Origin of the sequence: Candidatus Thiodiazotropha sp. LNASS1, from assembly GCF_964212655.1 — a bacterium.
In the GTDB taxonomy this organism is placed as follows: domain Bacteria; phylum Pseudomonadota; class Gammaproteobacteria; order Chromatiales; family Chromatiaceae; genus Thiodiazotropha.
This window is the reverse complement of the sequence record NZ_OZ156465.1, coordinates 3,472,355-3,496,611: the sequence shown is the minus strand read 5'-3', so window position 1 is coordinate 3,496,611 and position 24,257 is coordinate 3,472,355. Positions and strand designations below refer to the sequence as shown.

The 24,257-nt window shown below is 52.3% G+C and carries 21 protein-coding genes and 4 pseudogenes; 7 read left to right on the top strand and 18 right to left on the bottom strand.

Going from position 1 to position 24,257, the window contains the following annotated elements; translation table 11 throughout:
* Positions 1 to 16: 16 nt before the first annotated feature.
* The 5 genes from AB8516_RS15475 to AB8516_RS15455 all read right to left on the bottom strand — a co-directional run bounded on the left by AB8516_RS15475 (position 17) and on the right by AB8516_RS15455 (position 3,749).
* The gene (locus tag AB8516_RS15475) at positions 17 to 472 is read right to left on the bottom strand and encodes a (2Fe-2S)-binding protein (protein WP_108295048.1); all 456 of its coding nucleotides are present in this window, start codon (positions 470 to 472) and stop codon (positions 17 to 19) included.
* A 429-nt stretch (positions 473 to 901) separates the two neighbouring features.
* Entirely contained in the window at positions 902 to 1,603 is a 702-nt protein-coding gene (locus tag AB8516_RS15470) for a hypothetical protein (RefSeq protein WP_369162005.1), read from the bottom strand.
* Positions 1,604 to 1,665: 62 nt separating this feature from the next.
* Positions 1,666 to 2,508 (bottom strand): SDR family NAD(P)-dependent oxidoreductase, encoded by an 843-nt coding sequence (locus AB8516_RS15465; RefSeq protein ID WP_369162003.1) that lies wholly within the window; start codon positions 2,506 to 2,508, stop codon positions 1,666 to 1,668.
* A 252-nt stretch (positions 2,509 to 2,760) separates the two neighbouring features.
* Positions 2,761 to 3,180, bottom strand: coding sequence for a DUF4345 domain-containing protein (locus AB8516_RS15460; protein ID WP_369162001.1), 420 nt, complete (start codon positions 3,178 to 3,180; stop codon positions 2,761 to 2,763).
* A gap of 164 nt (positions 3,181 to 3,344) precedes the next feature.
* A complete protein-coding gene (locus AB8516_RS15455; protein ID WP_369161999.1) occupies positions 3,345 to 3,749 on the bottom strand; it encodes a MarR family winged helix-turn-helix transcriptional regulator in 405 nt (134 codons plus the stop codon).
* Positions 3,750 to 4,080: 331 nt separating this feature from the next.
* On the opposite strand from AB8516_RS15455, the gene AB8516_RS15450 reads away from it, so the two are divergent.
* Positions 4,081 to 4,497 carry a hypothetical protein gene (locus AB8516_RS15450; RefSeq protein ID WP_369161997.1) on the top strand — a complete coding sequence of 139 codons (417 nt, stop codon included), beginning with the start codon at positions 4,081 to 4,083 and terminating at the stop codon, positions 4,495 to 4,497.
* 164 nt (positions 4,498 to 4,661) lie between these two features.
* On the opposite strand, the gene AB8516_RS15445 is transcribed toward AB8516_RS15450, so the two are convergent.
* From AB8516_RS15445 to AB8516_RS15435, 3 genes are all read right to left on the bottom strand, one after another.
* A complete protein-coding gene (locus AB8516_RS15445; protein WP_369161995.1) occupies positions 4,662 to 5,318 on the bottom strand; it encodes a ChrR family anti-sigma-E factor in 657 nt (218 codons plus the stop codon).
* Positions 5,315 to 5,902 carry a sigma-70 family RNA polymerase sigma factor gene (locus AB8516_RS15440; RefSeq protein ID WP_369161993.1) on the bottom strand — a complete coding sequence of 196 codons (588 nt, stop codon included), beginning with the start codon at positions 5,900 to 5,902 and terminating at the stop codon, positions 5,315 to 5,317. Before AB8516_RS15440 ends, AB8516_RS15445 begins: the two co-directional genes overlap by 4 nt.
* Positions 5,903 to 6,085: 183 nt before the next feature.
* Positions 6,086 to 6,664, bottom strand: coding sequence for a fasciclin domain-containing protein (locus AB8516_RS15435; RefSeq protein ID WP_369161991.1), 579 nt, complete (start codon positions 6,662 to 6,664; stop codon positions 6,086 to 6,088).
* Positions 6,665 to 7,228: 564 nt separating this feature from the next.
* Between AB8516_RS15435 and AB8516_RS15430 the strand changes: the two genes are divergently transcribed.
* Positions 7,229 to 7,774: a hypothetical protein gene (locus tag AB8516_RS15430; RefSeq protein ID WP_369161989.1), complete on the top strand. Its 546-nt coding sequence runs from the start codon at positions 7,229 to 7,231 to the stop codon at positions 7,772 to 7,774.
* Between the two features lie 354 nt (positions 7,775 to 8,128).
* Here the strand turns inward: AB8516_RS15430 and AB8516_RS15425 are convergent.
* Both AB8516_RS15425 and AB8516_RS15420 read right to left on the bottom strand, forming a co-directional pair.
* A pseudogene (locus AB8516_RS15425) lies at positions 8,129 to 8,375 on the bottom strand (IS91 family transposase); the annotation flags it as partial.
* Positions 8,376 to 8,497: 122 nt separating this feature from the next.
* Positions 8,498 to 9,538 carry a GlxA family transcriptional regulator gene (locus AB8516_RS15420; protein ID WP_369161987.1) on the bottom strand — a complete coding sequence of 347 codons (1,041 nt, stop codon included), beginning with the start codon at positions 9,536 to 9,538 and terminating at the stop codon, positions 8,498 to 8,500.
* Positions 9,539 to 9,656: 118 nt separating this feature from the next.
* On the opposite strand from AB8516_RS15420, the gene AB8516_RS15415 reads away from it, so the two are divergent.
* A complete protein-coding gene (locus AB8516_RS15415; protein ID WP_369161985.1) occupies positions 9,657 to 10,556 on the top strand; it encodes an alpha/beta fold hydrolase in 900 nt (299 codons plus the stop codon).
* An 87-nt stretch (positions 10,557 to 10,643) separates the two neighbouring features.
* Here AB8516_RS15415 and AB8516_RS15410 read toward each other — a convergent pair.
* Positions 10,644 to 10,970, bottom strand: a pseudogene (locus AB8516_RS15410) (transposase); the annotation flags it as partial.
* Between the two features lie 898 nt (positions 10,971 to 11,868).
* Here AB8516_RS15410 and AB8516_RS15405 point away from each other — a divergent pair.
* The gene (locus AB8516_RS15405; protein WP_369161983.1) at positions 11,869 to 13,074 is read left to right on the top strand and encodes an inorganic phosphate transporter; all 1,206 of its coding nucleotides are present in this window, start codon (positions 11,869 to 11,871) and stop codon (positions 13,072 to 13,074) included.
* Positions 13,075 to 13,221: 147 nt separating this feature from the next.
* On the opposite strand, the pseudogene AB8516_RS15400 reads toward AB8516_RS15405, so the two are convergent.
* The 5 genes and pseudogenes from AB8516_RS15400 to acnB all read right to left on the bottom strand — a co-directional run.
* Positions 13,222 to 13,428: pseudogene (locus tag AB8516_RS15400) on the bottom strand (transposase); the annotation flags it as partial.
* A gap of 234 nt (positions 13,429 to 13,662) precedes the next feature.
* Positions 13,663 to 14,727, bottom strand: coding sequence for a hypothetical protein (locus tag AB8516_RS15395; RefSeq protein ID WP_369161981.1), 1,065 nt, complete (start codon positions 14,725 to 14,727; stop codon positions 13,663 to 13,665).
* Positions 14,728 to 15,114: 387 nt separating this feature from the next.
* Positions 15,115 to 15,339 carry a hypothetical protein gene (locus tag AB8516_RS15390; RefSeq protein ID WP_369161979.1) on the bottom strand — a complete coding sequence of 75 codons (225 nt, stop codon included), beginning with the start codon at positions 15,337 to 15,339 and terminating at the stop codon, positions 15,115 to 15,117.
* Between the two features lie 738 nt (positions 15,340 to 16,077).
* Positions 16,078 to 16,793: pseudogene (locus AB8516_RS15385) on the bottom strand (transposase); the annotation flags it as partial.
* Between the two features lie 151 nt (positions 16,794 to 16,944).
* Positions 16,945 to 19,548 carry a bifunctional aconitate hydratase 2/2-methylisocitrate dehydratase gene (gene acnB / locus AB8516_RS15380; protein ID WP_369163304.1) on the bottom strand — a complete coding sequence of 868 codons (2,604 nt, stop codon included), beginning with the start codon at positions 19,546 to 19,548 and terminating at the stop codon, positions 16,945 to 16,947.
* A gap of 186 nt (positions 19,549 to 19,734) precedes the next feature.
* Between acnB and AB8516_RS15375 the strand changes: the two genes are divergently transcribed.
* Complete coding sequence (locus AB8516_RS15375) at positions 19,735 to 20,601, top strand: LysR family transcriptional regulator (protein ID WP_369161977.1); 867 nt, start codon at positions 19,735 to 19,737, stop codon at positions 20,599 to 20,601.
* Here the strand turns inward: AB8516_RS15375 and AB8516_RS15370 are convergent.
* Positions 20,591 to 20,764, bottom strand: coding sequence for a hypothetical protein (locus AB8516_RS15370; RefSeq protein ID WP_369161975.1), 174 nt, complete (start codon positions 20,762 to 20,764; stop codon positions 20,591 to 20,593). The genes AB8516_RS15375 and AB8516_RS15370 overlap by 11 nt on opposite strands.
* Before the next feature lie 256 nt (positions 20,765 to 21,020).
* Between AB8516_RS15370 and AB8516_RS15365 the strand changes: the two genes are divergently transcribed.
* A complete protein-coding gene (locus AB8516_RS15365) occupies positions 21,021 to 21,722 on the top strand; it encodes a TetR family transcriptional regulator (protein ID WP_369161973.1) in 702 nt (233 codons plus the stop codon).
* 21 nt (positions 21,723 to 21,743) lie between these two features.
* Complete coding sequence (locus AB8516_RS15360; protein ID WP_369161972.1) at positions 21,744 to 22,772, top strand: metal-dependent hydrolase; 1,029 nt, start codon at positions 21,744 to 21,746, stop codon at positions 22,770 to 22,772.
* A gap of 413 nt (positions 22,773 to 23,185) precedes the next feature.
* Here AB8516_RS15360 and AB8516_RS15355 read toward each other — a convergent pair whose 3' ends face one another.
* Positions 23,186 to 24,256: a GGDEF domain-containing protein gene (locus AB8516_RS15355; protein ID WP_369161970.1), complete on the bottom strand. Its 1,071-nt coding sequence runs from the start codon at positions 24,254 to 24,256 to the stop codon at positions 23,186 to 23,188.
* Position 24,257: the final 1 nt, after the last annotated feature.

Genomic DNA, 24,257 nt, shown 5'->3' with positions numbered 1-24,257 from the left:
ATTCCCTCCCGACGGCCTAGACAGACTTATTCGCGGCCGCCTTGATGGCGGCACGAATCCGCACATAGGTCGCGCAACGGCAAAGATTGCCCTGCATGGCATCATCGATCTCGGCATCGGTGGGTTTGGATTTTCGCTCGAGCAAAGCTGCGGCCGACATGATCTGGCCCGACTGACAGTAACCGCACTGTACCACTTCGAGCTCGCGCCAGGCCGCCTGTACCGCCTTGCCGGCGGGGCTTTTCAAACCCTCGATTGTGGTTATCTGTTTACCTATCGCCTCCGAGACGGGGGTAATACAGGAACGTACTGGTTCACCGTCAAGGTGGATGGTACAACTCCCGCACTGGGCAATCCCGCAACCGAATTTGGTGCCCGTCAGCCCCATATGATCGCGCAATGCCCACAGCAGGGGCATTCCCGGATCGATATCGAGGGATTGTTTCGAGCCGTTGATAGTTATTTGAATCATGTTATGCCTCCGGATGCCGCTATCCCTACAGCTATCTGGTTAGGATAGTACGGCAGACAAAGCTTAGCTACGATCAAACTGGATACAGAAATTATGGATAAATCACCATCATGTAGGGAGATCTATCAATCGCTTTCAACCACCACCCTATTCCTGCCCGTTTGCTTGGTCCTGTAGAGGGCGTCGTCAGCACGTTTGGAACTATTTCCCCTCTTTGTGGACCCTGCAGTGACGCAATCCCACAAGAGACCGTGAGCTTGAGTATTCAATCATTGAGCCTGCAGGCCTCGATTACCCCGGGTGACTGTCCATCCACAGGTGGTCTTCTGTCGTCTGGTTCTAACTGGCAAAAGAATCAGGTGTGGCTGTTGCCGTATATTGATTACACAACTGCGATTGAGAGCGCCTAAAAAGACCGCAGGTGTGTGGTTACTGTTTCAACGCTCCCTGTTCGTAGAACCGCCAGGCCACCAGCAGATTCAACAAAACCAGGGTTGGCACGATCAACGCCGGCGCCATGACCATGGGAAACATGAACAACTCTGCAAACAGGGGCTCCGCCATAAACAGGTGCATCAATCCCGCTACCGGCAAGACGATTGTAAACGCACCGACAAGATGCCAAAAGAGGATAAATCGATCACTCAGCCACCCTGAACGGGACAACAGGGTCACGATGATGGCAGAGACGCCGAACAGAAGATCCGGACCACCCACAAACCAGGCAAACATCTGTGGAAACAGATCATTCGATGCCTTCAACAAGGTACCCAGAGCAAGGACTCGGAGAATATGTATCCCGCTCAACCAATGGGCCGGTGTTTCATCCACGAGTACTCTCAGGCCATCCCGGAGCGGCGCCAGCAACAACATCATGCTCACCGCGACAACAACCGGTACATAGGGCAGCCAATACCCGGGCATCAGATTATAAAATGATTCACTGCCAAACCGGCCAACACTCGACTGGTAACCGATAAACATACCCCACATCAAAATTACGCCAATCAGTAATGCCATCTGATTCCGTTGATCTGAGGTCAGTATCCCAGCCCGATGCAGTCTACTTACAAGAAACCAGAAAAATCCGAACACAACAGCAATCAACAGAGGCATGCTGGATAATTGCATCGTGATTTCCCTTATTACTTAGACAATGATCGTAAGGCCCATGCTCTCAGGCCATATATAGATCATAAGGCCCTTCTGGTTTCTGTCGCAGTGGCTGATTGCGTTCGGGTGAGAATGCCAAACACCCACTGCGCAATCGACCGCGGCGGCAACTCACCGAGCAAGGCAAACACCTTGTTGAGCAGTCCCGGCACTGATGTGGTTCGCCCCGCCATGGTGGCTCGATATCCGGCGAGCGCCACTCTTGCCGGCGTAAGCTTGGGCATCCAGCGATAGATCGGCATGGCGTTCGCACCCGCCTGACCGGCAAACGACGTCGGTGTGGCTCCCGGGCATAACGCCGTGACCTTAACCCCCGTCCCAGCAAGCTCTCTTGCCATGCCACGGGTGAATGCCAGTACATAGTGCTTCGAAGCAACATAGCTAGCCCAGTTTGAACCACCCGCAAAATAGGCGGCCAGTGAGGCGACATTCAGAATTCGTCCATTTCCACGTTCAATCATAGCGGGGAGAAACAGCCTGGTGAGCGATGTCAGTGTAACGATGTTTAGCCTAAGCATATTGAGCTGCCGATCAAGATCACTCTTCGCAAAGGGACCCACATCCCCCATCCCGGCGTTGTTAACAAGCACATCCACTTGGATACCCTTATCAATCACTTGCCGATGTAACTCAGTGGAACTATCGTCTGCGGTCAGATCAAACGGGTATATGGTAACAACACACCCAAATTCGTTTTCCAATTGTCCGGCTGCTTGCCTGAGATCGGTCTCACTGCGCGCCGCCAACACAAGATTGTAGCCGTGCATGGCGAACTGTTTCGCCAATTCAAATCCAATCCCTTTAGAACCACCGGTAATCAATACTGTTGGTCGTTTTTCACTTTTCACATCTTTCGTAGTCATTGACTTGATCTCCATATGGCTCGTCTAATCTGCAGTATTCTTCACACAATCATTCCCATGAACTACATGATGCTTAGAATCAACCCATCACAAAAGATTTCTGAATGCTGCAAATCAAAAGTGTAAATAAACCCGTGCAAGCAATGAGTGGCAGCTTTTGCACCTGAATGCATCTGTTTTGCAACCTAAGTCTTCATTCATCAGCTTGGCTGGGACAGAGCCCCTCAAAAACGATACATTTGTCATCGATTGTTAAATCGACTGAGTATCTCGACTGACCGATGCCTGTAACACGATTAACGCAACAGGGAGGAGCAGTTCAACCGCTATGGGGACGATACCCGCCATACCTGCCGATCCGAATTGAACGAGAGCATAGATACGTGCTACAGCGCCTACCAGAACAGCCCCCGCTATGATTCTCAAGACAGTCCCGCCGTATTCGACCTCCCGCATTAGCCAGATCATGACAAGGCCGATGCCTAACATCAACGCACCGAAAAAACGAAGATCTGCGTCCAGCAACAAGCTTGTGGTGTTGCCGGGCTCCACCCAAACTTCCGCAAAGGGCCCAGGACCTGTCGTGCCGTAGATCAACGCCGGTCCGCCGAATCGAAAGAACATAAGAAACGCTCCCAGGCCCAATAGAATGCGATAGACAGTTTTCTTCATTAAGCCCTCCTTATGGAGTGTCCATGATTTTCTGCGTTATCGGATTCAGCAGCCGCCGCGGCACCCGATACCAGGATCTTCTCAGGTTCGCGCTGAATGTTACTTAGGTTCATGGTAAATCCTTAATATGTGTATATGCACATATAATAACTTTAAATAACTGCTCACGCAGTTGCAGCACTAGTCACAACAGCTGTCAGATCCTCGAGCATACGATCAAGCCGTTCGCCGCCCAGAGATGCTTTTATCTTCTGTTGCGCCTCCAGCCATAGGGGTACAGCCAGTTCCAGCTGCTTTACCCCTTTCCTTGTCAGATTCACCTCGCGCGTCCGCTTGTCGTGCCGACTGGGTTTTACCGTCACCAGCCCGTCCCGCTCAAGGGGCTTCAGGTTTCGTGTCAACGTAGTGCGATCCATCACCAGCACCTCTGCCATCCTGGATATGGCAACCGGCCCCATGCCCCGGGTTACAACCAACAGTGTGAACTGAGTCGGCAATATGCCGCTGGGTTTCATGACTTCCTCGTAAACCTGGGTCAAAGCCCTGGAAGCCTTGCGTAGATTGAACATAACGCATGTCTGGCCGATTCCCTGGCACATTCCAATATCGCAATTTAACTTATTCTCCGGCATATATAGTGTATATACACTTATTATTTCGATGTCAAGTTTTTCTACTCTTCTGAGCTCACCATCGACACACCTGGCAGAGCACCACAGATTGTCTTTTAACATTTGGGGTATTCTGAACTTGAACCCTTCCTTAGACTCCATTCCACTCACATGGTGTGAATTTTTCACTACACCCATCACTTCCATTATTGGTATATCTCTGGTTAGATGACTCGCCTGAGAGCGTTTTCAGTGATACAAACAAACAGATATTCACATGGAGAATGTAATGATTTCATACATTAAACAGTTGGTAACGTTTTCGTTGGCTGCACTATCACTGCTGTTTCATACAGCACATGCCGCACCCGGCATGAGTGAACAGCAGATGCAACAGATGATGATGCGGGCTCAAGAGGCAGAAGAGTGTTTCAGTAAAATCGATAAATCACAGGTGGAGGAACTCGAGGCCAAGGGGAAAAAAATGCAGGCCGATATAAAGGCCCTGTGTGCTGCCGGCAAACGGGATGAGGCCATGAGTAAAGCGTTTAAATACAGCAAGCAGATAAATAACGATCCCAAGATAAAAGAGATGCGTAAATGCAGCGAGAAGATGCGGGGCATGATGGTCAACATGCCGCAACCCTATATGCCTCCGACAGTGGACGAGCGGGAAAAGGCCGGACATGTTTGTGACGATATGTAGAAAAACAGAACGACCATATTCAGTATAAGCGAAGCCGGCGGGAAGGCACGCCCCAGGCCGGATATCTGGCCATAGCTGTTGTGCGCGGTTATATGTTGAGATCTGCGAACCGGGACTGGCCGATGCAGAATCACCTCAAGCAGCCGGCCAGGTTCCGGATAACGTCATATGCCGATGAGCGGTTGCAACATGCGGCTGAAAACCCCTGAGAAGAGCAACCTGTCATCAGTGGCGATAAGACATATGCAAGGTTCACCGCTTTCTGCAACCGGTTGGTGGGAAACCGATGCATCCAGGTCTGTCAGGTCACCACATTGGAAGCATCCCATCTCATCCGTGTAGGCACCCTTGATCACCAGGGTCAGTTCCCCGCCCAGATGTGTGTGGTGCGGTATGGTTGTACCGGGCGCAATGGAGAGCAGACGTACACTGCCCCGGCCGCTTTCAACCCCGTTAATCACATGCTGGCGGATACCCGGCACTAAACTGCGCCAGTGTAACGAATCGATTCCATCCGGCAGATAGGGGATCAGGATCCCGGGCACACCATCGACCGGTGCGTGGGGCGTGGCGACCGGAAACTCTTTATCCGGTCCGCTATCTATACGCGACCAGACATCCTCAAGACCGCTGGCGGACATGGCTGCCGGCTGCATCTCAGACAACAATTCACCACCCAAGGCGTTCGCCTCCGCCATACGGCTGCGGCAATGGTGGCAAGACTCCATATGGGCTGCCAGTACCAGGGAAAAGCCCTCGGTTACCGCTCCAGCCGCATAGGCAAGTATGGTTGCGTCATCGGGGTGATGTTTGATGTTCATATCTTCTCTCCCATGCCCATGCGCAGCTTGCCGAAGGCAAGTCTCAGACGGGATTTGACTGTGCCGATCGGTATGGACAGCTGCAGACTGACCTCGGAATGGCTCAATCCCTCGAAGTAGGCGAGTCGCACAACATCCATCTGGTTTTGCGGCAGTGTATCGACCAGCGCACGCAGTTTGTCCGCGTCGGGTCGCTTTTCGTAACTTTCATGGCCACTACCTTCATCGTCGCCCGGTTCCACTTCAGCGGTCATTTCCACTTCGTGCAGCTTGTACTTACGCAAGCGGTCGATCCGCAGGTTACGCGCCACCCTGAATATCCAGGTGGTTGCAGCGGCTTTTTGCGGATCGTAGTGATGGGCCTTGCGCCAGATCTGCACCATGGTCTCCTGGGCAAGATCATCGGCACTGGCTTCATCCGTGCCTTGTCTCATCATATAACTCTTTATCCGGGGAGCGAAGTATCCATACAGGCGCTCGAAGGCATGCCGGTCACGGTTAACGGCAACCGAAGTGAGCCAGTCAACAGTCTCACTGGCAGATGCTCCCGCTATGTTTTCGGATTCGGGAATTATGTTAGTCACAGCTAACATCATAGCGCGGACCTTTCTCTTGTCTATCCATATGTACGCTACCTTTGTCGTATCGGATCACTGTCGGCACAATCAATTCATCTCTCTCTGTATGGTCATTTCAGTTTCTTAAGGCAGTGATCCCAACAAGCCGTATCCCGCACAGATGCGGGACGGCCATGATGTTTGAGAAGCTCAGAATTGTGGCAGCAGCACGCTGTCGACAACCCAGACCAGACCGTTGGCCGTGCGGTAGCCTTGGCAATCGACCTCTGACTGGTTAACCATAGGACTTCTTCGATCCCTGCTGGCGAACAAAGTCTGGCCAGCAAGGGTCTGGTATTTTCTGATGTAACGCACCTTTCTGGGATCGACCTCTTTCGGCACCACGTGATAGGAGAGAACAGCTGTCAATATATCCGGATCGCTTGCAATGAGGGTGAGCAGGTCAGGCGGTATATTTTCAAACGCCTCGTCCGTGGGCGCCAAAACCGTGATGCCCTCACTGGAATCGAGCAACTCTGCAACCTCAAACGGAAGGACGGTAGCCAAGGTACTCAGACCCAGTGCCACCGCGCCCTCGGTGATGGTCGCGGGTCTCACATCGATAATTTCTGTCTTGGCGCATTTAAAGTACCCGCCTCGCCAACCCGCATTTGCTGATGTAGCCAACAACATCAGCATTGCCGGCAGCACTAAAGTAACGAGAGTTATCACCGTTTTGTTTTTCAAAATAAAAAACATGCCATCGAGTTTCGTATGGGTGGTAGTCATAGTTAATTCTCCAATCGATTTTTGTTTAAACGTCTTCAGGGACAAGAACGAGTCCGAAGCCACACAGAACGACGCCTAACCATTCAACATTCCATTTGATCTCTCCCTTTGATTGCCGACGTGCGTTCATTCGCTTCTACGCCATCCCGGGAGATATGGATCACCGACAAAACGAACATCAAATCAATACGGTTTTTGTGGACTTGCTCAATGCAGAAACAGGGGGGGGGAATCCAGGTCCATACAAAGATAGGCTCCGCACCGTCACCCTGGATTTATCGCTACAGCACACATTCAGTTATTGACGAGCACAGCAGAAACCTGCATGGCGGTTTGGCACATCAACAGTGCAGCCTTGCCGGATTGTTGTATGACTAAGTTAAGAAAGATTAAAGATTAATAGGACATATATGGATATTTGGCCATATGCCTAAAAAGGGACTCGCACGCGCAATCTGAATTCTCTACGGAGGCAGCCCGGTTCTCGCGTGTGGAACCCGTTGCCATAACAAAATAAAACAATCCCCTCTAAAACAGGTCACAATAATCACAGACTAAGAAATCATGCTTCGAACTCAACTCACCATCGTTTTCTCCCTGCTCATCGCCACCACGAGTGGCTGGGCAGTTACCCCAGAAAAACAACCACCGACCAATATCATCGAAACCCTAATCACCTCCCTCCCCGGTTCCTGGGATGGCCAGGCCATAGAAACCCCCGTCGGCCCTGTCGACTACGACATCATCTTCCAACAATGCAGCGACTCCCTGGTGGCCGGTGTGGCCGACCTCAGGCCATCCGACCACTACTGGCAGTTCCGCAACGAACCCGACAAACTTGAGCTGACCTTCCTGTCGACCTTTGCCGGTAACCGCGAACCGGTAAAACTGCTGGTCAGCAGGAAAACCGGATCATCGATCGACTTCTATGCACCGGAATTGCCACTGTTAACCGTGTCGATCAGCATCAACGAACCGATCATCGACATCCGGGTTTTTCATCACCACAAACCCCACGTGCATATCCGCCTGAGCAGGCAAGCACAATCCACTCTCCAGGCTGAACAAACCTCGCCGCTGTCTGCCTGCAAAAAAGTTTACGGAGAATAAACGCAACACCCCTGCCCATCATGGCAAAAACTGGAGACAGGATAGACCGGAAATAACCGTCTATCCGGCCTCAATCCACTCAACTCCCCTGGATTTCAGGTTGAATCCGCCCTCTTTCATTGCCTTTCAGGCCTTCCGGCTTGCTTCAGGCAACAAGCCGCGAGGCAACCTGTTCTTGTGTTGCTTGCCGTGCAGAAAAGTGTGAAAAACAGCTTGCTATGCAAACCAATCCGCAGTGGGAGAGGCCCACGTAGCAGGTAGCAAATCTGGCGGTGGTGGCAATGCGCCCATGGCCTGCAAATGCTGCAGAGAAGTGGTGCATGGATGCACCGTTTACGGACCTAAGGATGGACTCTTGTCGATGACCGCCTGATCCTCAATTCTGGCTATCACCTTGGTTTCGCCTCCGCACTTCGGGCAGATCGACACATCTATTATGACGCCTATGTTTATTGTTAGGTGCGAATACACCATGAAACCGGGTCAGATTTACTCTGGGCTTGGGCACCAGCGCCGCCAGCTTGGCGACTTTGAGTTGATATCGGATATTCCCCGAAGGGGTCAATGACAGGCGCTTCCCGGAGACCGCTGGTCTTATCATATTGAGATTCCAGATCACGTTACGACTGTAGGGCTGACCCACGCGCTGGTAGTGTACCTCGATGCCTTATTCGCATAGACAAACATCTTCCCAACCAATTGGCGTAGCTGGTAAATCTCCAGTCAGGATATCCTCGGGGAGCTCTCCGGTCGGAAAGGCCTTCTGGTCTGGCGTCTGCTGCGAAAACGCTTTCGATAATCGCCCATGGTCATGCCGATACTGCGTTTGAACAGGCGTCTGAAGGAGCTGATGTCCGTGTAGCCGACACTGCTGGCTACGCTTTCGTGTGACTTGCCCGTACTCTCAAGCAGCCATTTCGCCTTGTCGATCCTGAGGTTTTGCAGGCAGGCATTGGGTCCCTGACCCGTTGCGCTTTTAAACCGCCTTATCAACGTCCGGTCACTCACGTTGAGGCGTGCGGCGAGTTCAGGTACCTGTAACGGATCACCCAGGTTCTTCTGCATCAACTCATGTGCTTTGGTGACCACCGGGTCATCATATTTTCGCACGCTGCTGACGCGGAAGGCGGCCTGCGAGTGTCGACTGCTGTCCAGCAATAGGTAACGGGCGGTCAAATGGGCGACTCTGCTATTGATATAGCGGCGAATGACCTCCAGCATCAGGTCCTGATAGGAGGTGGAAGCGCCGGCGCTGAGAATGGAGTCCGCTGCCACCAGCAACTCACCGCTGTTGAGATGGATATCCGGATATCTGGCGGCAAATAGCCCCTCCACGGGCCAGCCGGTGGTGGCTTGCTTGTCCCGCAACAATCCCGCCTCGGCAATGAAAAAACTGCCGGTGCAGCTGCTGGTGATCAGGCTCTTGCCGGCGGCGCGCCTGGCCAGCCAGTTGATCAGCGGTCTATTGCTTTCAAGGATATTCACCAGGCGGGTTTCATCGATGACCGACATGCCAGGTATGTAGACCACATCCACCTGGCTTACCCCTTTCAGGCTGCAATCCACCGCCTGCAGCATGCCGTTGCCGGTTTTCACCGGCCGGCCTGAGACGGAGACCACCTTCCATTCGAAACGGGGCAGCTCCTTTTTGCCCATGGCGTCGATGATTCTGTTGGCGGCGTAGAGCATATCGATGGAGCCGGCGATGGCCGAGGCCATGCACTCATCTATGGCGACGATAGCGACGGTAACGGTCGTTTTCATAATGGCGGATATGGCATTAAAGATGTCATTTATGACTCTTACTACCAACCTAGTCCAGGACTATATTTTTTTCAACACCGGCAATCTGCCCCAGAAGAGAATCAAGAGGAGAAAGAAAATGTCCCTATCGACCGCACAAGCCATATCCGAGCCGCGCAGCAGAAAAAACACGCACAAGAGCACACCGGTTCAGCGCGCCTTCTCTACCCTGACACGGGTATCTCCCTCTCTGGCAGGACGATTGGCTAACTACTTCTGGTATCGCACCCAACATCGCTCCGTGACAGCGGATGAACAGCGTGTTTTGGATCAGGCCAGCGTTGAAGTCAGACGATATGGCGGGAAGTCAGTTCGCGTCTATCGATGGGGTGAGGGCCAGCCAGTACTGCTGACTCACGGGTGGAACGGCGATGCGGGGCAGATGACCTTTCTGGTGGAGGCGCTGGTGGGACAGGGCTTCCAGGTCACCGCTTTCGATGCGCCTGGCCATGGTCGCTCTTCCGGCAGCAGTACAGATATCTTCGAAATCAGCGGTTTTATCACGCAACTGCTACAGGAGTCTGGAGATGATACGGCAGTGATTGCCCACTCTTTTGGCGGCATGTGTACGCTGCACGCAATCTCGAACGGTGCCCGTGCGAGCGCAGTGGTCTGTATCTCTACACCCAAGGACGTCACCACCCTGTTGCAGCAGTTTTCAAGTCTCCTGGGTTTGAATGAGGTGGTAGTCGGTCAATTGAAACGCCGTCTTGAGCAGCGCTTCGGTGAAGATATGTGGTCTCGGTTTTCCATGCAGGAGTGGGTTCGTCTTGCAGATCTTCCAGGACTGATCATTCATGACTCGCGGGATAGATACATTCCGGTATCCAATGGCAGAGCAGTACACGCGGCCTGGGCAGACAGCGAACTCCAGATAACCCGGGGGCTTGGACATATGCGCATCCTGCAAGATGCCGAGGTTATCAGCAGCATCAAGCGCTTTCTTGGTCGACTCAAGTCAGTGAATGAGGAGCAGTGACAGTCAAGAACTTGGTGGGGCAGGGCCCCACCCGCCCGAGTAGGTTGTATCTTTCGGTGCGTCTACTATTCTGTTGCTGGCCGCCTGATCCTCGATACTGGCTATCACCTTGGTTTCGCCTCCGCACTTCGGGCAGATCGACACATCTATGTTGAATACGCGATTCAGACGTTGCGCCCAGGTCATCGACTGGTGACGATGTTCGGAGGTTTTGTCCACCCATTGTGATGGGTTGCCCTTCCCGCGCCGGGCGGGTGTCACGTACCTTCGATGTCTGCTGTTGGGTGCAAATACCCCATGGAACCGGGTCAGGTTCACTCTTGGCTTGGGAACCAGCACCGCCAGCTTGGCTATGAAATCCAGTGGTTCGAATATGACATGGGTCGTGCCATCATTGTAGGGTGTTTTGAGTTGGGTTGAGCAACGACCTTTAACTCATTTTTACCTATCAGGATGGCAATGTTATTTACTCGTGTAGTGTAAATACATGTACTAGAGCCAAATCGAATTCCCACGATACAAGGTTGATTACGATGAGTGTGCCCCCAATCCGCCCATCATCGATCTTGTGGAAGGATAGATAAGCCTTACTGATCAGGTATGGGTTGCCGTTACTGTTTGAATTGGATCAATACTTGCCAGGTATACAGGCCAATCACACATTTCTTGGTGTGTGAAACAATGCTCAAGACCATTTTAAAAAATGGAAACCAATAATAACTCTGCCGAAGTCATGCGAATAGGCTATTCAATGTGAATAAACAGTTTGATCTACAATACGGGCATTGATGCTCGATATAATTTCAATATTCATGGGATTGCAAGCAATAAGTAAAGATATGACATACACTTTTTATAGATAATAACTACGTACACATTTTTTCAGCATATTCCAGGATAATATTTTCGGAGGCTCCACCATGTCGTCTTTTGCTCAGGATATATATCCTCATCGACTCAACAGTGTCTCCTTAACCCATAATCTGCTTTCCAAAGTGGATACAAACTGGACCCGTGTTGTTAAGGATGGGGTTACAACGAATATTTTAGTTCATTGCTGAATTGGGATGACAGACACTGCTACGGCTTGATCAACAACTTACGGAGAGAACAAGGTCGTAACGGCGCAGGAGGTACTCCAGGTCATCTATGGGCTGCTACACGACGCTGGTTAGCGTCGAATCAAGACAACGGTATCTATTGCGAGGTCGGATTAAGAGTCGATTGAACCCTAACTGCGACATAATATGTCTTCATAGTAATCAGATGCAAGGTAAATAATGTGCTAGAGGTGTTTGTAAATTCAGACATTATGATCTACATCATCATTGGTATCGGCCTTGTTATGGCATTCGGTATAGGTGCCAATGACTTCAGTAATTCGATGGGGCCAGCGGTTGGTGGAAAGGTCATTGGCTTAGGTACAGCGATGGTTTTGGCTGCAATATTTGAATTTATTGGAGCTATGTTTCATAGCACTAGTGTTACTGAGACCATACGCAACAATATTATCAACATTGACCAGTTGAATGACCAGTCTTCCATACTACTCTACGGTATGATCTCAGCATTACTGGCTGCTGGTCTCTGGCTATTATTTGCCTCAGCCAGAGGATGGCCTGTATCTACAACTCATTCAATCATTGGTGCTATTCTGGGTTTCGGTATCGCAGGGATTGGTTTTGATGCAGTTCATTGGAACGATGTCTTAATTATCGCCAGTAGCTGGATTATTTCACCACTACTGGGTGGAGCGATTGCATACTTGCTGATGAAAGGAATCATTATCCTGATATTTGAGTCTGGATCGCCTGTTAAGGCCGCCAAACGCTGGGGACCAATGTACGTCCTTCTTACTGGTTTTACACTTTCCTTGGCGCTCTTATTCAAAGGCATGACACTATTTGTTGACGATGCAATGGAAGCATATGAGATCTTCATCATGGTTATGCTGGCTGGTACAGTTATATCGGTAATGGGTCTGTTTGCCTTTTTAAATCTGGATGTGGATGAGGTGGAACATGCTTTCTATCCCATGATCCTGTTTACAGTCTGCACCATGGCCTTTGCACATGGTGCAAATGATGTAGCCAATGCGGCAGCGCCTGTTGTGATAGCCCTTGATATGCTAAATAACGCTGAAAAGGAATTGAGCAACCAGTTGGCACTGAAACAGATCTATCTCATCTGTACTGCTGGCATCATCCTCGGCATGGTATTATTTGGAACCAGAGTTCTAAGAACGGTAGGGACCCAGATCACTGAACTTTCACCATGCAGGGCCTTTTGTGCCTCACTGTCAACTGCCGGAACTGTCGTGGCAGCATCAACCATTGGACTGCCTGTCTCTACAACTCATATTCTAATCGGTGCTGTACTTGGTGTGGGTCTTGCTGAGGCCAAGCATAGTGTTCATTGGAACACTATCCGTAAGATCATCTATGCCTGGCTGATCACCATCCCTATAACAGGTATACTTGCGGCACTTCTTTTTTCGGTTATTACTGTGTTTCACTAAAATACCCTTCACACCTATTTCATAATTAGTTGCCGTTTGTGGTTTTAACTCCTGGTTACAACCACCACCATCCGGATTATCTAATTCACGGGCTGTTGGTATCTCGAATAAACGTGAGATGTTTGCATAATAACTGATGACTCTACACTATAGTCCTGTTCCACGATATGGTATAGGCACATTATCAACGCACAACTTCAAAAGTCGATTTGGAATCTCGGATTCCCAAAATCGCCAGTTGAAGCGATAGGCAAACTCAACCAGGTAGCCTTGCAGGTATTTTTGCCCTGTTCCATGGTAAGTACCCGGCAGATAACGTTTCAGGTTGGCAATCACGATATGCACCCAGGTCATCGATACCAGACTTACGGTCAGTGCAGAGGCGCTTATCCGATGGTATTCAAGAAAATCAAGAATCACCTGCAATCCCGTCTCTACCTTGAGATCACTGGTGATCCTGTTCATGCCAACTTCTGTGAAGCGATTATTTCTATGGCCTATCATTTGAGTTGAGGAAGAGATTGAAACCGATGGCCAATGGCTGCTTTTTACTAGGGATTGGCTTACCTTCACATAGCCAAATTCAGTCTAGAAGCACAGCATGTCACGGGGTCGCCATGCGATGGTATGGATAAATTCCAGGTCACCGACACGCACCTTATTGCTGCCGTCGGCATCCATTTTAAACAGCATACTCTGGCCACTGTACTCCACACCATCACTGCGGGTGAATCGAGCTGCACGGGAGAATGCAATCTGACTGCCATCCGGCGACCAGCTTGGAAACATATCCTCCACATCTCGGTAAATCCCATTGTTTACCGACGAAAGCCGGGTTAAATTGCTGGCATCCGAATTAACTGTATACACGGCATGCCGACTCATGCCGGTTTCCCGGCCATGGAACAACAGTTTCGAACCATCAGGCGACCAGCTTAAGTAGCTGATAACGTCGAAGCCAGACACCAGTGTGACAATAGCGCCTGCACGTTCACTGCGTGCAATAGTGGCAATGCTGACTTGCCGCGGTGACCCGACCTGCGTGCGAATAAAAGCGATACGACTGGAATCGGGTGACCATACCGGATGGCTGTCATTGTCCACAGTACTGGTTAAGCGTGAGCGTGTAGTAGCGTTGCTGTTCATCCAGAAAATATCCAGGCCGGTAGTATCGTTGACACTTACAAAGGCAATACGATCACCTGCCGGAGCCCAATCAGGCTGCATATCGTTGGTCGACAGCGGTGTCATCAACCGAATGTCGCCGCTGTCCATGTCGACCCTGGAAATATTGGCATTACAAGTCTGACAGACATCATGCTCAAACACAATGGTATTATTGTCCGGTGACCAGTCGAAATTAAAATGCACATTACCATAGAGATGATGTACCAGTTCTCGATCGGCCCGGGTCTGCTTATTGCGAACAAACAGGCTATTCCGAGGTGATGAGGCACTTCGCCGAGTATATGCCAACCATCTACCGTCAGGAGACCAGTCAAGAGCATCGTTAAGTGCTGCCGAAGTGAGAAAGCGGTTTCTATCGCAGAAATAGTAACCGATGTTGTGATTACGTATATAGGTGATGGCGTTACTGCATCCAGCGACGACCAGGACCAATAAAAAAATGGGGATAGTTAAATATACTTGCATAACAACCTCCATGTGCCAACAGTTTTGACTGTAGTATATTCAGCCCGCCATAGATAAGGATCAACTTTTTATCGGCCAGGTATAGCCGCGCTTGCCTGCTACGAAGTGCAGCTATTGTGATCCTCTGGCCCCCAAGCTTCACAGGCCAGCGATACATAGTTACAAGCTGTTATTTACTAAACATTATAAATAGCTATAGTAAAGGCTCACAGCGACAATCATGCTCATGTATTCAAAAAACCCGTCTATCAGTATCGTGGATTGCTATCTTGACAAGCACTCATTCGAAATCATACGTAAAAGCACACCAATAATTCAATGATCGATGGACTCGTCAAATCGCATAACCATCCTTGCTGGTTTTCCTCCTCTATTTACCCAAATTTTCTACTCTACAGATTCATCAAATATGCGGCCTGACCCCATATTCTTCTCCTCACTCTGATCCCTTTCTATTTGATCAGAGCGCTCATCATCAGAATGCTGTGAAGAGTAAATTTCATCTAAAACCGGATTCCATTCGGATTCCAGGACCTCATCAGGATATAGCGCGGGCTCAAGATCGACTTCTTTATCGAATTGGTGTTCCGTAAAAAGGTTGAACATCAGCATGATTGTTTACCCTCGTTGTTTCCGACAACGGGTTGAATCAAGTCCGAATACTCCCTTTTCAATGAAGTTTAGTCATTTAATGACTATCTCTGACACCTTGATCACCCTCAATGAAAGGCGTGCAAGATTGGCGCCACCCCTGATTGAATTACAAGTAATCAATGGCTTGCAACTATACTACAAGATCGGTGCTTTTCTGAGTGTAAAACATTTCGACGGTTACAGGCATAGATTTCCACATCGCTGCAAAGCCTACATGATGACCTGTTTAGATTGATGTCTTAAGCTTGGAATTTAAGTCTCGAGGAATGTATGCGATCTACCGACCTCTTAAATATGCTGAATTAGGATTCTATGTGTTATTGCAATTTTAGGAGTTAAGAATGTACGCCAGTTTCGAACTACCCTGAGAAATAGAAAAAGTATAGGGAGAATAACTGCACCACCCCTGCCTATCAAGGCAGAATACCGGTGGCAGAATACGCTTGAGATACCCGTCTACCCGACCTCATTCTATTCAACTCCCCGGGTTTCCGGCTGAATCCAACCTCTCCCACTGCCTTTCTGGCCTTCCGCCTTATTTCGGGCAACAAGCAACCAGGCAACCTATCCTGCTGTTGATTACCGCGTAGAGAGGTGTGAAGACCCGGTGCTGAACAAACCAGTCCGAAGTGAGGCCCGCGTAGCAGGTAACAGATCTGGCGGTGGTGGCAATGCGCCCATGGCCTGCAACTGCTGCAGAATCTTGTCGATGACCGCCTGATCCTCGATACTGGCGATCACCTTGGAATCACCTCCGCACTGCGCGCAGATCGACACATCGATGTTGAATACCCGTTTGAGGCGTTGCGCCCAGGTCATGGACCGGTGACGCTGTTCGGGTTTTTTTGCCTCTTTCGATTGAGATGGGTTGCCTTTGCCCCGTTTGGCGGGCGTCACATCGACATGGCATTTGCTGTTGGGCGCGAACATGCCATGAAATCTGGTCAGGTTTACTCTGGGCTTGGGCACCAGCGCCGCCAGTTTGGCGATGAAATCCAGCGGCTCAAACATGATGTGTGTGGTCCCATCGTGGTAAGGCGTTTCTCTGCTACCGCTGGCTTTGAAATATATCGGCAAAACCTTTCCAACTTCTGTCGTTCCCAGGCCTCAGCCGCAACACCGGCATGCGGGCTAAACCCAGCCACTTTCGCTACCTGGATAAACCGATTATTCTCTTCATGACATTCGGTGCATTGCACCCTCAGGAAGCCGTGCTCCTGACAGCCGCATTTGAGGTAGTCGGCAAATTCCTGTTGTACGTGCGGGGTCAAGTCCTTGCCCTGCGCGGCCATCACATCCCTGAACGCCGGGTAGTGCCGCTCAATGATGTGATAGAGAAGCGTCTGTTCCGGCCGATGACGTTTATAGGGTGGGCTGTGTGGCGACCGCTCCGTGATCGCTGCGTGGGGCATATCGTGCTCCGTTCCATGGAGCAATTGATATTCTCATAATGTTCTCTATGTTGCTAGTCGCTATGCTCGACTGCATGAATACCAGGTACTTACCGACAGCCAGCAAGTCTCAGACAGACCGGCGGCCAAACCCTCCGGTCTGGCCTGATCCTCAGGCGATCAACTTGACCGCGATCTCCTGCCCCCGCTGGGCCGATTCCACATACTCATCCATCTTGTCGAAGTTGAGATACTTGTAGATCTCCGGCGCCATGGAGTCGATCTTGGTGGCGTAGGCCATGTACTCCTCCACCGTGGGCAGCTTGCCCATGACGGCGGCCACCGCGGCCAGCTCCGCCGAGGAGAGGAAGACATCGGCGCCCTGCCCCAGACGGTTGGGGAAGTTACGCGTGGACGTCGAGACCGCTGTTGAGCCCGCCGCGATACGCGCCTGGTTGCCCATACACAGGGAACAGCCGGGCATCTCGGTACGGGCGCCTGCACTGGCGTAGATGTTGTAGACACCCTCCTCCATCAGCTGCTGCTCGTCCATCTTGGTGGGGGGCGCCAGCCAGAGGCGGGTCGGGATAGACTCACCCGAGGCCTCCAGCAGCTTGGCGGTAGCCCGGAAGTGTCCGATATTGGTCATGCAGGAGCCGATGAAGACCTCGTCGATCTTGGTGCCTTGCACTTCCGAAAGCGGCTTGACGTCATCCGGATCGTTGGGGCACGCCAGGAGGGGTTCCTTGATTTGCGACATGTCGATCTCGATCACCTCGGCATACTCCGCGTCGGCATCAGCGCGCATCAAGGCCGGGTTCTCCAGCCACTCCTCCATGGCGCGGGCGCGGCGTTCCAGGGTACGGGCGTCTTCGTAACCGTTGTCGATCATCCAACGCAACATGGTGATGTTGGAACGCAGGTACTCGGCCACCGACTCCTCGGAAAGCTCTATGGTACAACCGCCGGCGGAACGCTCGGCGGAGGCGTCGGAGAGTTCGAAGGCCTGCTCCACTGTCAAATTCGGCAGCCCCTGGATCTCCAGAATGCGGCCATTGTAGACGTTCTTCTTACCCTTCTTCTCCACCGTCAGCAGACCCCGCTGCAGTGCCGCGTAGGGGATGGCGTTGACCAGGTCACGCAGAGTGATGCCGGGCTGCATCTCACCGGTGAATTTCACCAGTACCGACTCGGGCATGTCCAGCGGAATCACCCCCAGCGCCGCGCCGAAGGCCACCAGGCCGGAACCGGCCGGAAATGAGATGCCCAGCGGGAAGCGGGTGTGGGAGTCACCGCCGGTACCCACCTGGTCGGGCAGCAGCATGCGGTTGAGCCAGGAGTGGATAATACCGTCGCCCGGCCGCAGGGAGACACCACCCCGATTCTGGATGAAATCTGGCAGGGTGTGCTGGGTGTTGATATCCACCGGCTTGGGATAGGCGGCGGTGTGGCAGAAGGACTGCATCACCAGATCGGCGGAGAAACCGAGACAGGCCAGCTCTTTCAGCTCGTCGCGGGTCATGGGACCGGTGGTGTCCTGGGAACCGACGGTGCTCATACGCGGCTCGCAGTAGGTACCGGGACGGATGCCGTCGACACCGCAGGCCTGGCCGACCATCTTCTGGGCCAGAGTAAAACCCTTGCCGGAATCTTCCGGATCGACGGGACGACGGAAGACGTCAGTGGCGCCCAGGCCCAGGGCCTCACGGGCTCGTTCGGTCAGGGAGCGGCCGATGATCAGGGGGATGCGACCGCCCGCCTTCGCCTCATCCAGCAGCACCTCGGTCTTGAGGGAGAACTCGGAAAGCACCTCGCCTGATTCTGTTTCGATCCTGCCCTCGTAGGGCTTCACCACGATAACGTCATCCATGGCGAGCTGCTCCACCGGGCATTCGATAGGCAGTGCGCCTGAGTCCTCGACGGTGTTGAAAAAGATGGGCGCGATCTTGCCGCCCAGCACCACACCGCCCTGACGCTTGTTGGGTACGAAGGGGATATCGTCACCCATGTGCCAAAGCACCGAGTTGGTGGCCGACTTACGCGAGGAACCAGTACCCACCACGTCACCTACATAGACCAGGGGTAATCCCTTGGACTTGAGTGATTCGAGGTTCGAGATCGGACCAATCGCGCCTGACTCGTCAGGGGTGATGCCATCGCGCTCGTTCTTCAGCATCGCCAGGGCATGCAGTGGAATATCGGGGCGGGACCAGGCATCCTGAGCCGGCGAAAGGTCGTCGGTATTGGTTTCGCCGGTGACTTTGAAGACGGTCAGCTTAATCTCAGCAGGTACGTCGGGCTTGCGCTTGAACCACTCGGCGTCGGCCCAGGAGTCCATCACTGCCTTGGCATTGGCGTTACCGCCATCGGCTTTCTCCTTCACATCGTGGAAGGCATCGAACATCAGCAGGGTGAACTTCAGCTGCTCTGCGGCCAGCCCGCCAAGCTCGCTGTCATCCATCAGGTCGATCAGGGGCTGGATGTTATAGCCGCCCAGCATGGTGCCGAGCAGTTCCACCGCCTTCTGTTTGTCCACCAGGGGACTCTCCGCCTCACCCTTGGCCACTGCGGCCAGGAAGCCTGCCTTCACATAGGCGGCATCATCCACCCCCGGCGGCACCCGGTTGGTGAGGAGATCGAGCAGAGTCTCCTGATCACCGGCGGTTGGGTTCTTCAGCAGCTCCACCAGATCGGCGACCTGCTGCGCGTTCAACGGCAGCGGTGGGATACCCTGTTTGGCGCGTTCTTCGACGTGCCGGCGATAGGCTTCGAGCATGGATGACCTCGCTTCAGTTATGGGGAACCGCCATCGATGGCAGTCTCCTGATGATGAGATTCCGATATTCACCGGAGTGTGGATTAGGAAGATAGCAGAGGTTGATCCATACGTATAATGGATTGTTCGCATATATATCATAACTTTTTTGCATGCTATTATTACCTGATTATGGATCTTCAGCGTTTGAGATCACTCCTGGCTGTGGCCGACACCGGTTCCATCACCGAGGCGGCGGACCGTATCGGTCTCACCCAGCCCGCCCTCTCCCGCCGCCTGCAGCAGCTGGAAGCGTTTTTCGGTGCCGAGCTGCTATCCCGAGGGCGCAAAGGCGCCCAATTGACTGAGATCGGCCGTTTGGTGGAACGCGAGGCACGGGGCCTGGTCAACCGTTTCGACCACCTGCGGGAACAGGTCAGGGCGCATCAGGGCCTGGAGGGGGGCACCGTACGCATCGGCGGCGGTGCAACCGCGGTCTCCTTCGTGCTACCTAAAGCGATCGCCCGCTTTCGACAGGAACATCCCGGGGTCCGCTTTCAACTCAAAGAGGCGGGGAGTATCGAAGTGGCCGGGGATGTCATCAGCGGCCGTCTGGAATTGGGGCTGGTCACTTTGCCTGTTCAGGCCAGGGAGCTGCAGATCTGGCCCCTGATCACCGACCGGATCGTGTTGGTCGCACCCAGGGAGCACCCCCTGGCGCGCCTGGGCGAGATTGACGCCAAGGCCCTCGACGGACTCGCCTTTGTCGGCTTCGAGGCTGACACGGCGGTGCGCCAGATTATCGATGCGGCCCTGCGCGACGCAGGCGTTGAGATGAACGTGGTGATGGAACTGCGTTCCATACCGGCCATCCTGCGCATGGTGGCCACCACGGGCAACCTTGCCTTTGTCAGCCGCATGGGCGTGGATACCCTGGCAGGCGTCTGCGAAATTGAAGTACGCGGACTCAACATCGCCCGTGAATTGGCGGTCATCGCCAAGCAGGGCAGTTCCCTCTCCCCCGCGGCCCAGGCGTTTTCATCATTGCTCAGAGAGGAGCAGTCTATTGCATGACGGTATGACGCCTGTCGATACCGCTTCTTCTCTCGACTCTCTGCTGTTTTCCAGCTTTGTTGATCGGTAAATGTGCATAGATCCACATGCTCACCATGATGATTCCGCCTACGACCAGCAGGACGAAAAAGATCGCCGGTGCCAACATTAATAATCCAGCCAAGATGGTTTCCATCGCTCTCCTCTGGGCAAAACTGCCGGTTCAATTATCACCCGATTAGACCTGAGTGCGAACGGTGTGTGCTCCTGATTAGATATGCTCGTAATAGGGTATTTCCAGATCCCCCACCAGAGTGACGGGATTCATTCTATTGATTTTACTCGTTTTTATTTTTTCAGCGTACTGCCGTCATCCGCCTGCAATGGAAAGCGACCAACGACTATACTGCTAGTTACCATCAACTCACCCCGATAACGCCATGACAAACCAAAGCCCTTCTAAAAACGCCCGGGAAACCCCTGTCGACCCTTTGGCTGAGCGTATCCTCGATACCGCCGTTCGATTGGCCGAGGAGGGCTCATGGGAATCGATACGACTGCATCAGGTAGCGGCCGAGATGGGCATCGACCTTGAAGTGATTCATCGTTATTACCGGCAGAAGGATGACCTGGTGGAGGCGTGGTACGATCGCGCGGACCGCGCCATGCTGGCCGATGCCGCCCTGCCGGATTACCTCTCCCTGACCACCCGGGAACGCCTTCATCGTTCCATCATGTGCTGGATGATGTCGATGCAGCGTCATCGCCGCGTCAGTCGGGATATGCTGATGTACAAATTCGAGCTGGGCCACATACACCTGCAGGTGCTTGGCGTATTGAGAATAAGCCGCACGGTACAGTGGTTTCTTGAGTCGGCACATCGTGACGCCATACATCTTAATCGGGTCGTTGAAGAGATAGGGCTGACCAATATCTACCTTGCCAGCTTCGCTCACTGGTTGTTTGACAGCTCCAATGAAGCGGAAAAGACCAGGCGATTACTCGACCGGCTGCTGGGTCGCGCAGAATCAGTAGCGCGCTTTCTAACCCCCTTCAACAGAACCGGGAATGAAGATTTCACCCCGGCTCATGGTGAGACTGAGAGAGATACCACACAGAGTGTCGAGGGATCGGTCCACTAAGGAGAGAATAACCACCAGCCGATGGACACCGTCACCCATGTTCTTTTCGGCGCGGTCTGTACACTGGCGGTTACTCGAATCGAATCGGCTCCTGATAAGGAGCTGCCTATGCGCCTGGCCGTTGCCGGCACCGCCGCAGCCTTCCCGGATATCGACTATCTGAGTTTCTGGATAGACCCCCTGCTGTTCCTAGCGGACTGGCATCGAACTGCAACTCACTCACTGTTGTTCATGCCAGTCTGGGCTGGATTATTGGCATCGCCTTGGATGTTCTCTCACTGGGCAAGAAATCAGTGGTTCACTGTCTATGCCCTGTGCGGGCTGGGGATTACGTCCCATATTCTGCTCGATCTGTTGACGGTCTTCGGGATCAGAATCTTCTATCCGTTATCGTCCTCCCTCTACGCTATCGGAACAAGCTTTGTCATCGATGGGATAGTCACCATTCTGCTTGCAGCAATCCTCCTCTACTCCCTGCGTCACCCGGGTAGACGTGCTGCCATGAGCGGTCTGTTGTTGTTATCTCTCTACCTGGGCGCCCAATGGGGACTCAGGAATCATGCCCACAGGATTGTTGCCGCGCAGTTGTCCGAAGCATCCGATCTGCATCTATTGCCGCAACCCTTCTCACCCTTCTATTGGCAGGTAATCAACCGGGACGGTGATGAGTATCGGGTTGCCTATCTCAGCCTGCTTGCCAAGGACAAGGCCGTCATCGATGACTATCGGGGTAGTGCTGCACTTGAGTGGCGACAGGAAAGCCTGCAGGGAAATGATAACCATCTCGCCCCCCTGATCGATGAGGCATGGAGTCAGCCGCTATTTTTGAAATTCAGGGAGTTTGCCCGCTTTCCGGCCCTCTATCGTCTGGATGAATCGACGGGGGAAACCTGCGTATGGTTTACCGATCTTCGCTACACCTTACCCTATCTGACACCCTCTTTTCGCTATGGCATGTGTCGCCATCAGGGAAAGACCTGGGGACTCTACCGATTGAAGCGATTTACCCATAACGAACGGCAAGCTCTACCTACCACCAGTCAACGTTGAAGGTATGGTCAGCCAATGACTGTACCGGGCAGGTTTCGAGAAGATGCACACTTACTCATCGCGGGGGGCTGGCCACGTCCTGCGGATACCCATATGCGTACCAGGTACCCTATTCGGATCCGGTCTATGCGGTACGAGAATTCAAACTAGGGCCTGTTAACACTAATCCAATACGCCCTGCTGGGGCTGTTTTCGTGCCCAGCAAGGCAGAATGAGCGTGGTGTAGTTATTCTACATGAGCGAATGATAACGCCGCTGGGGGCGAAAACAGCCCCAGCCCTTCGGGTTGTGCCTGAAAAAGCGCCACTCGGCGTTGCTCGTCATTCATTTGGAATAACCAAACTTCTCTCCTCGCGCCTTGATTGGCGCTTTTTCAGGCACAACAGGGTGCATTGGATTAGTGTTAACAGGCCCTAGTCTGATCCTCCTTGCGCTTCGTCTTCTCCTGTGACCCTCGATACTGCGTTGCGTCCTTTCTCTTTGGCCTTATACAGGGCAGAATCCGCAGCCTCGATTAAAGAGTCCAGGTCGTGACCTTGATCAGGGAACATCGATACGCCAATACTGACGGTCGCCGATATCTCCTGCCCGTTATCGACGCAGTGGATCTCCTTTGCCGCACGTTTACGAATTCTCTCTGCAGTTGTAGTGGCCTGGTCTAGTTGTGTTTCACCCAGAACGACAATGAATTCATCACCCCCAAAACGACTGACATAATCCACATCCCGGACCGTATACTCAATTATCTCTGATATCTTGTGCAAAACCTCGTCACCAATATGGTGACCAAAGGTATCATTGATTTTTTTCAGTTTATCCACATCCAACAGCAACAAAGCAATACTGTGTTTATAGCGCTTGGCCCGCTTCAAGTCCTGCCCAAACCGTTCGGAAAGCCCTCTTCGATTATACAAACCGGTCATCGGGTCGTGGGAGGCAAGAAACTTGAGTCGTTCCTCTTCCAGCTTTTGATGCGCGATATCCCGAAACGATCCTAATGCCTGCCAGCCATTCAGGCTCTCAAATGGGGAGACCGTCAGCTCCAGGATGGTTTCCTCGCCATTTTTTCGTACCGCGGGAAAATGCTTGGTCCAAGACTCAAATTCCTTGCCATATTCTTTTACGAACCGATAGAAGTGTTCGTTGGCATTGCTTCTGAGCCGTTCGGGTACAAGCAGTTCGTGAATGTTTCGATCAGTTACGTCGGCGGCGGTATACCCGAGTATTTTTTCCGCAGCGGGATTCCAGAACAATATTCGGGCTTCACGGTCAACGATGATGATACCTTCCCTGGTGGCCATTGCGATACTTTTGAATCTTGCTTCACTCTTCTTTAATTGACGTTCAACATTAATCAGGTTGTTGAGGGCCTTTTCCCGCAGTTTCCCCAATCGGATGGATTGACGAAGGCTTTCCTCAAGCAACTTATTTTCACGGAGAATTTTTGAGACCCGCTCCTGAATTTCCGTTGTGAGGGTATGCATG

What these genes read in the sequence shown, in the direction of transcription:
- AB8516_RS15390 (WP_369161979.1), bottom strand. Translation starts at nt 15,339, where the DNA reads ATGCTGATGTTCAACCTTTTTACGGAACACCAATTCGATAAAGAAGTC.
- AB8516_RS15365 (WP_369161973.1), top strand. Translation starts at nt 21,021, where the DNA reads ATGACAAACCAAAGCCCTTCTAAAAACGCCCGGGAAACCCCTGTCGAC.
- AB8516_RS15460 (WP_369162001.1), bottom strand. Translation starts at nt 3,180, where the DNA reads ATGAAGAAAACTGTCTATCGCATTCTATTGGGCCTGGGAGCGTTTCTT.
- AB8516_RS15420 (WP_369161987.1), bottom strand. Translation starts at nt 9,538, where the DNA reads ATGAAAACGACCGTTACCGTCGCTATCGTCGCCATAGATGAGTGCATG.
- AB8516_RS15450 (WP_369161997.1), top strand. Translation starts at nt 4,081, where the DNA reads ATGATTTCATACATTAAACAGTTGGTAACGTTTTCGTTGGCTGCACTA.
- acnB (WP_369163304.1), bottom strand. Translation starts at nt 19,548, where the DNA reads ATGCTCGAAGCCTATCGCCGGCACGTCGAAGAACGCGCCAAACAGGGT.
- AB8516_RS15355 (WP_369161970.1), bottom strand. Translation starts at nt 24,256, where the DNA reads ATGCATACCCTCACAACGGAAATTCAGGAGCGGGTCTCAAAAATTCTC.
- AB8516_RS15445 (WP_369161995.1), bottom strand. Translation starts at nt 5,318, where the DNA reads ATGAACATCAAACATCACCCCGATGACGCAACCATACTTGCCTATGCG.
- AB8516_RS15395 (WP_369161981.1), bottom strand. Translation starts at nt 14,727, where the DNA reads ATGCAAGTATATTTAACTATCCCCATTTTTTTATTGGTCCTGGTCGTC.
- AB8516_RS15360 (WP_369161972.1), top strand. Translation starts at nt 21,744, where the DNA reads ATGGACACCGTCACCCATGTTCTTTTCGGCGCGGTCTGTACACTGGCG.
- AB8516_RS15430 (WP_369161989.1), top strand. Translation starts at nt 7,229, where the DNA reads ATGCTTCGAACTCAACTCACCATCGTTTTCTCCCTGCTCATCGCCACC.
- AB8516_RS15465 (WP_369162003.1), bottom strand. Translation starts at nt 2,508, where the DNA reads ATGACTACGAAAGATGTGAAAAGTGAAAAACGACCAACAGTATTGATT.
- AB8516_RS15405 (WP_369161983.1), top strand. Translation starts at nt 11,869, where the DNA reads ATGATCTACATCATCATTGGTATCGGCCTTGTTATGGCATTCGGTATA.
- AB8516_RS15415 (WP_369161985.1), top strand. Translation starts at nt 9,657, where the DNA reads ATGTCCCTATCGACCGCACAAGCCATATCCGAGCCGCGCAGCAGAAAA.
- AB8516_RS15470 (WP_369162005.1), bottom strand. Translation starts at nt 1,603, where the DNA reads ATGCAATTATCCAGCATGCCTCTGTTGATTGCTGTTGTGTTCGGATTT.
- AB8516_RS15455 (WP_369161999.1), bottom strand. Translation starts at nt 3,749, where the DNA reads ATGTTCAATCTACGCAAGGCTTCCAGGGCTTTGACCCAGGTTTACGAG.
- AB8516_RS15435 (WP_369161991.1), bottom strand. Translation starts at nt 6,664, where the DNA reads ATGACTACCACCCATACGAAACTCGATGGCATGTTTTTTATTTTGAAA.
- AB8516_RS15475 (WP_108295048.1), bottom strand. Translation starts at nt 472, where the DNA reads ATGATTCAAATAACTATCAACGGCTCGAAACAATCCCTCGATATCGAT.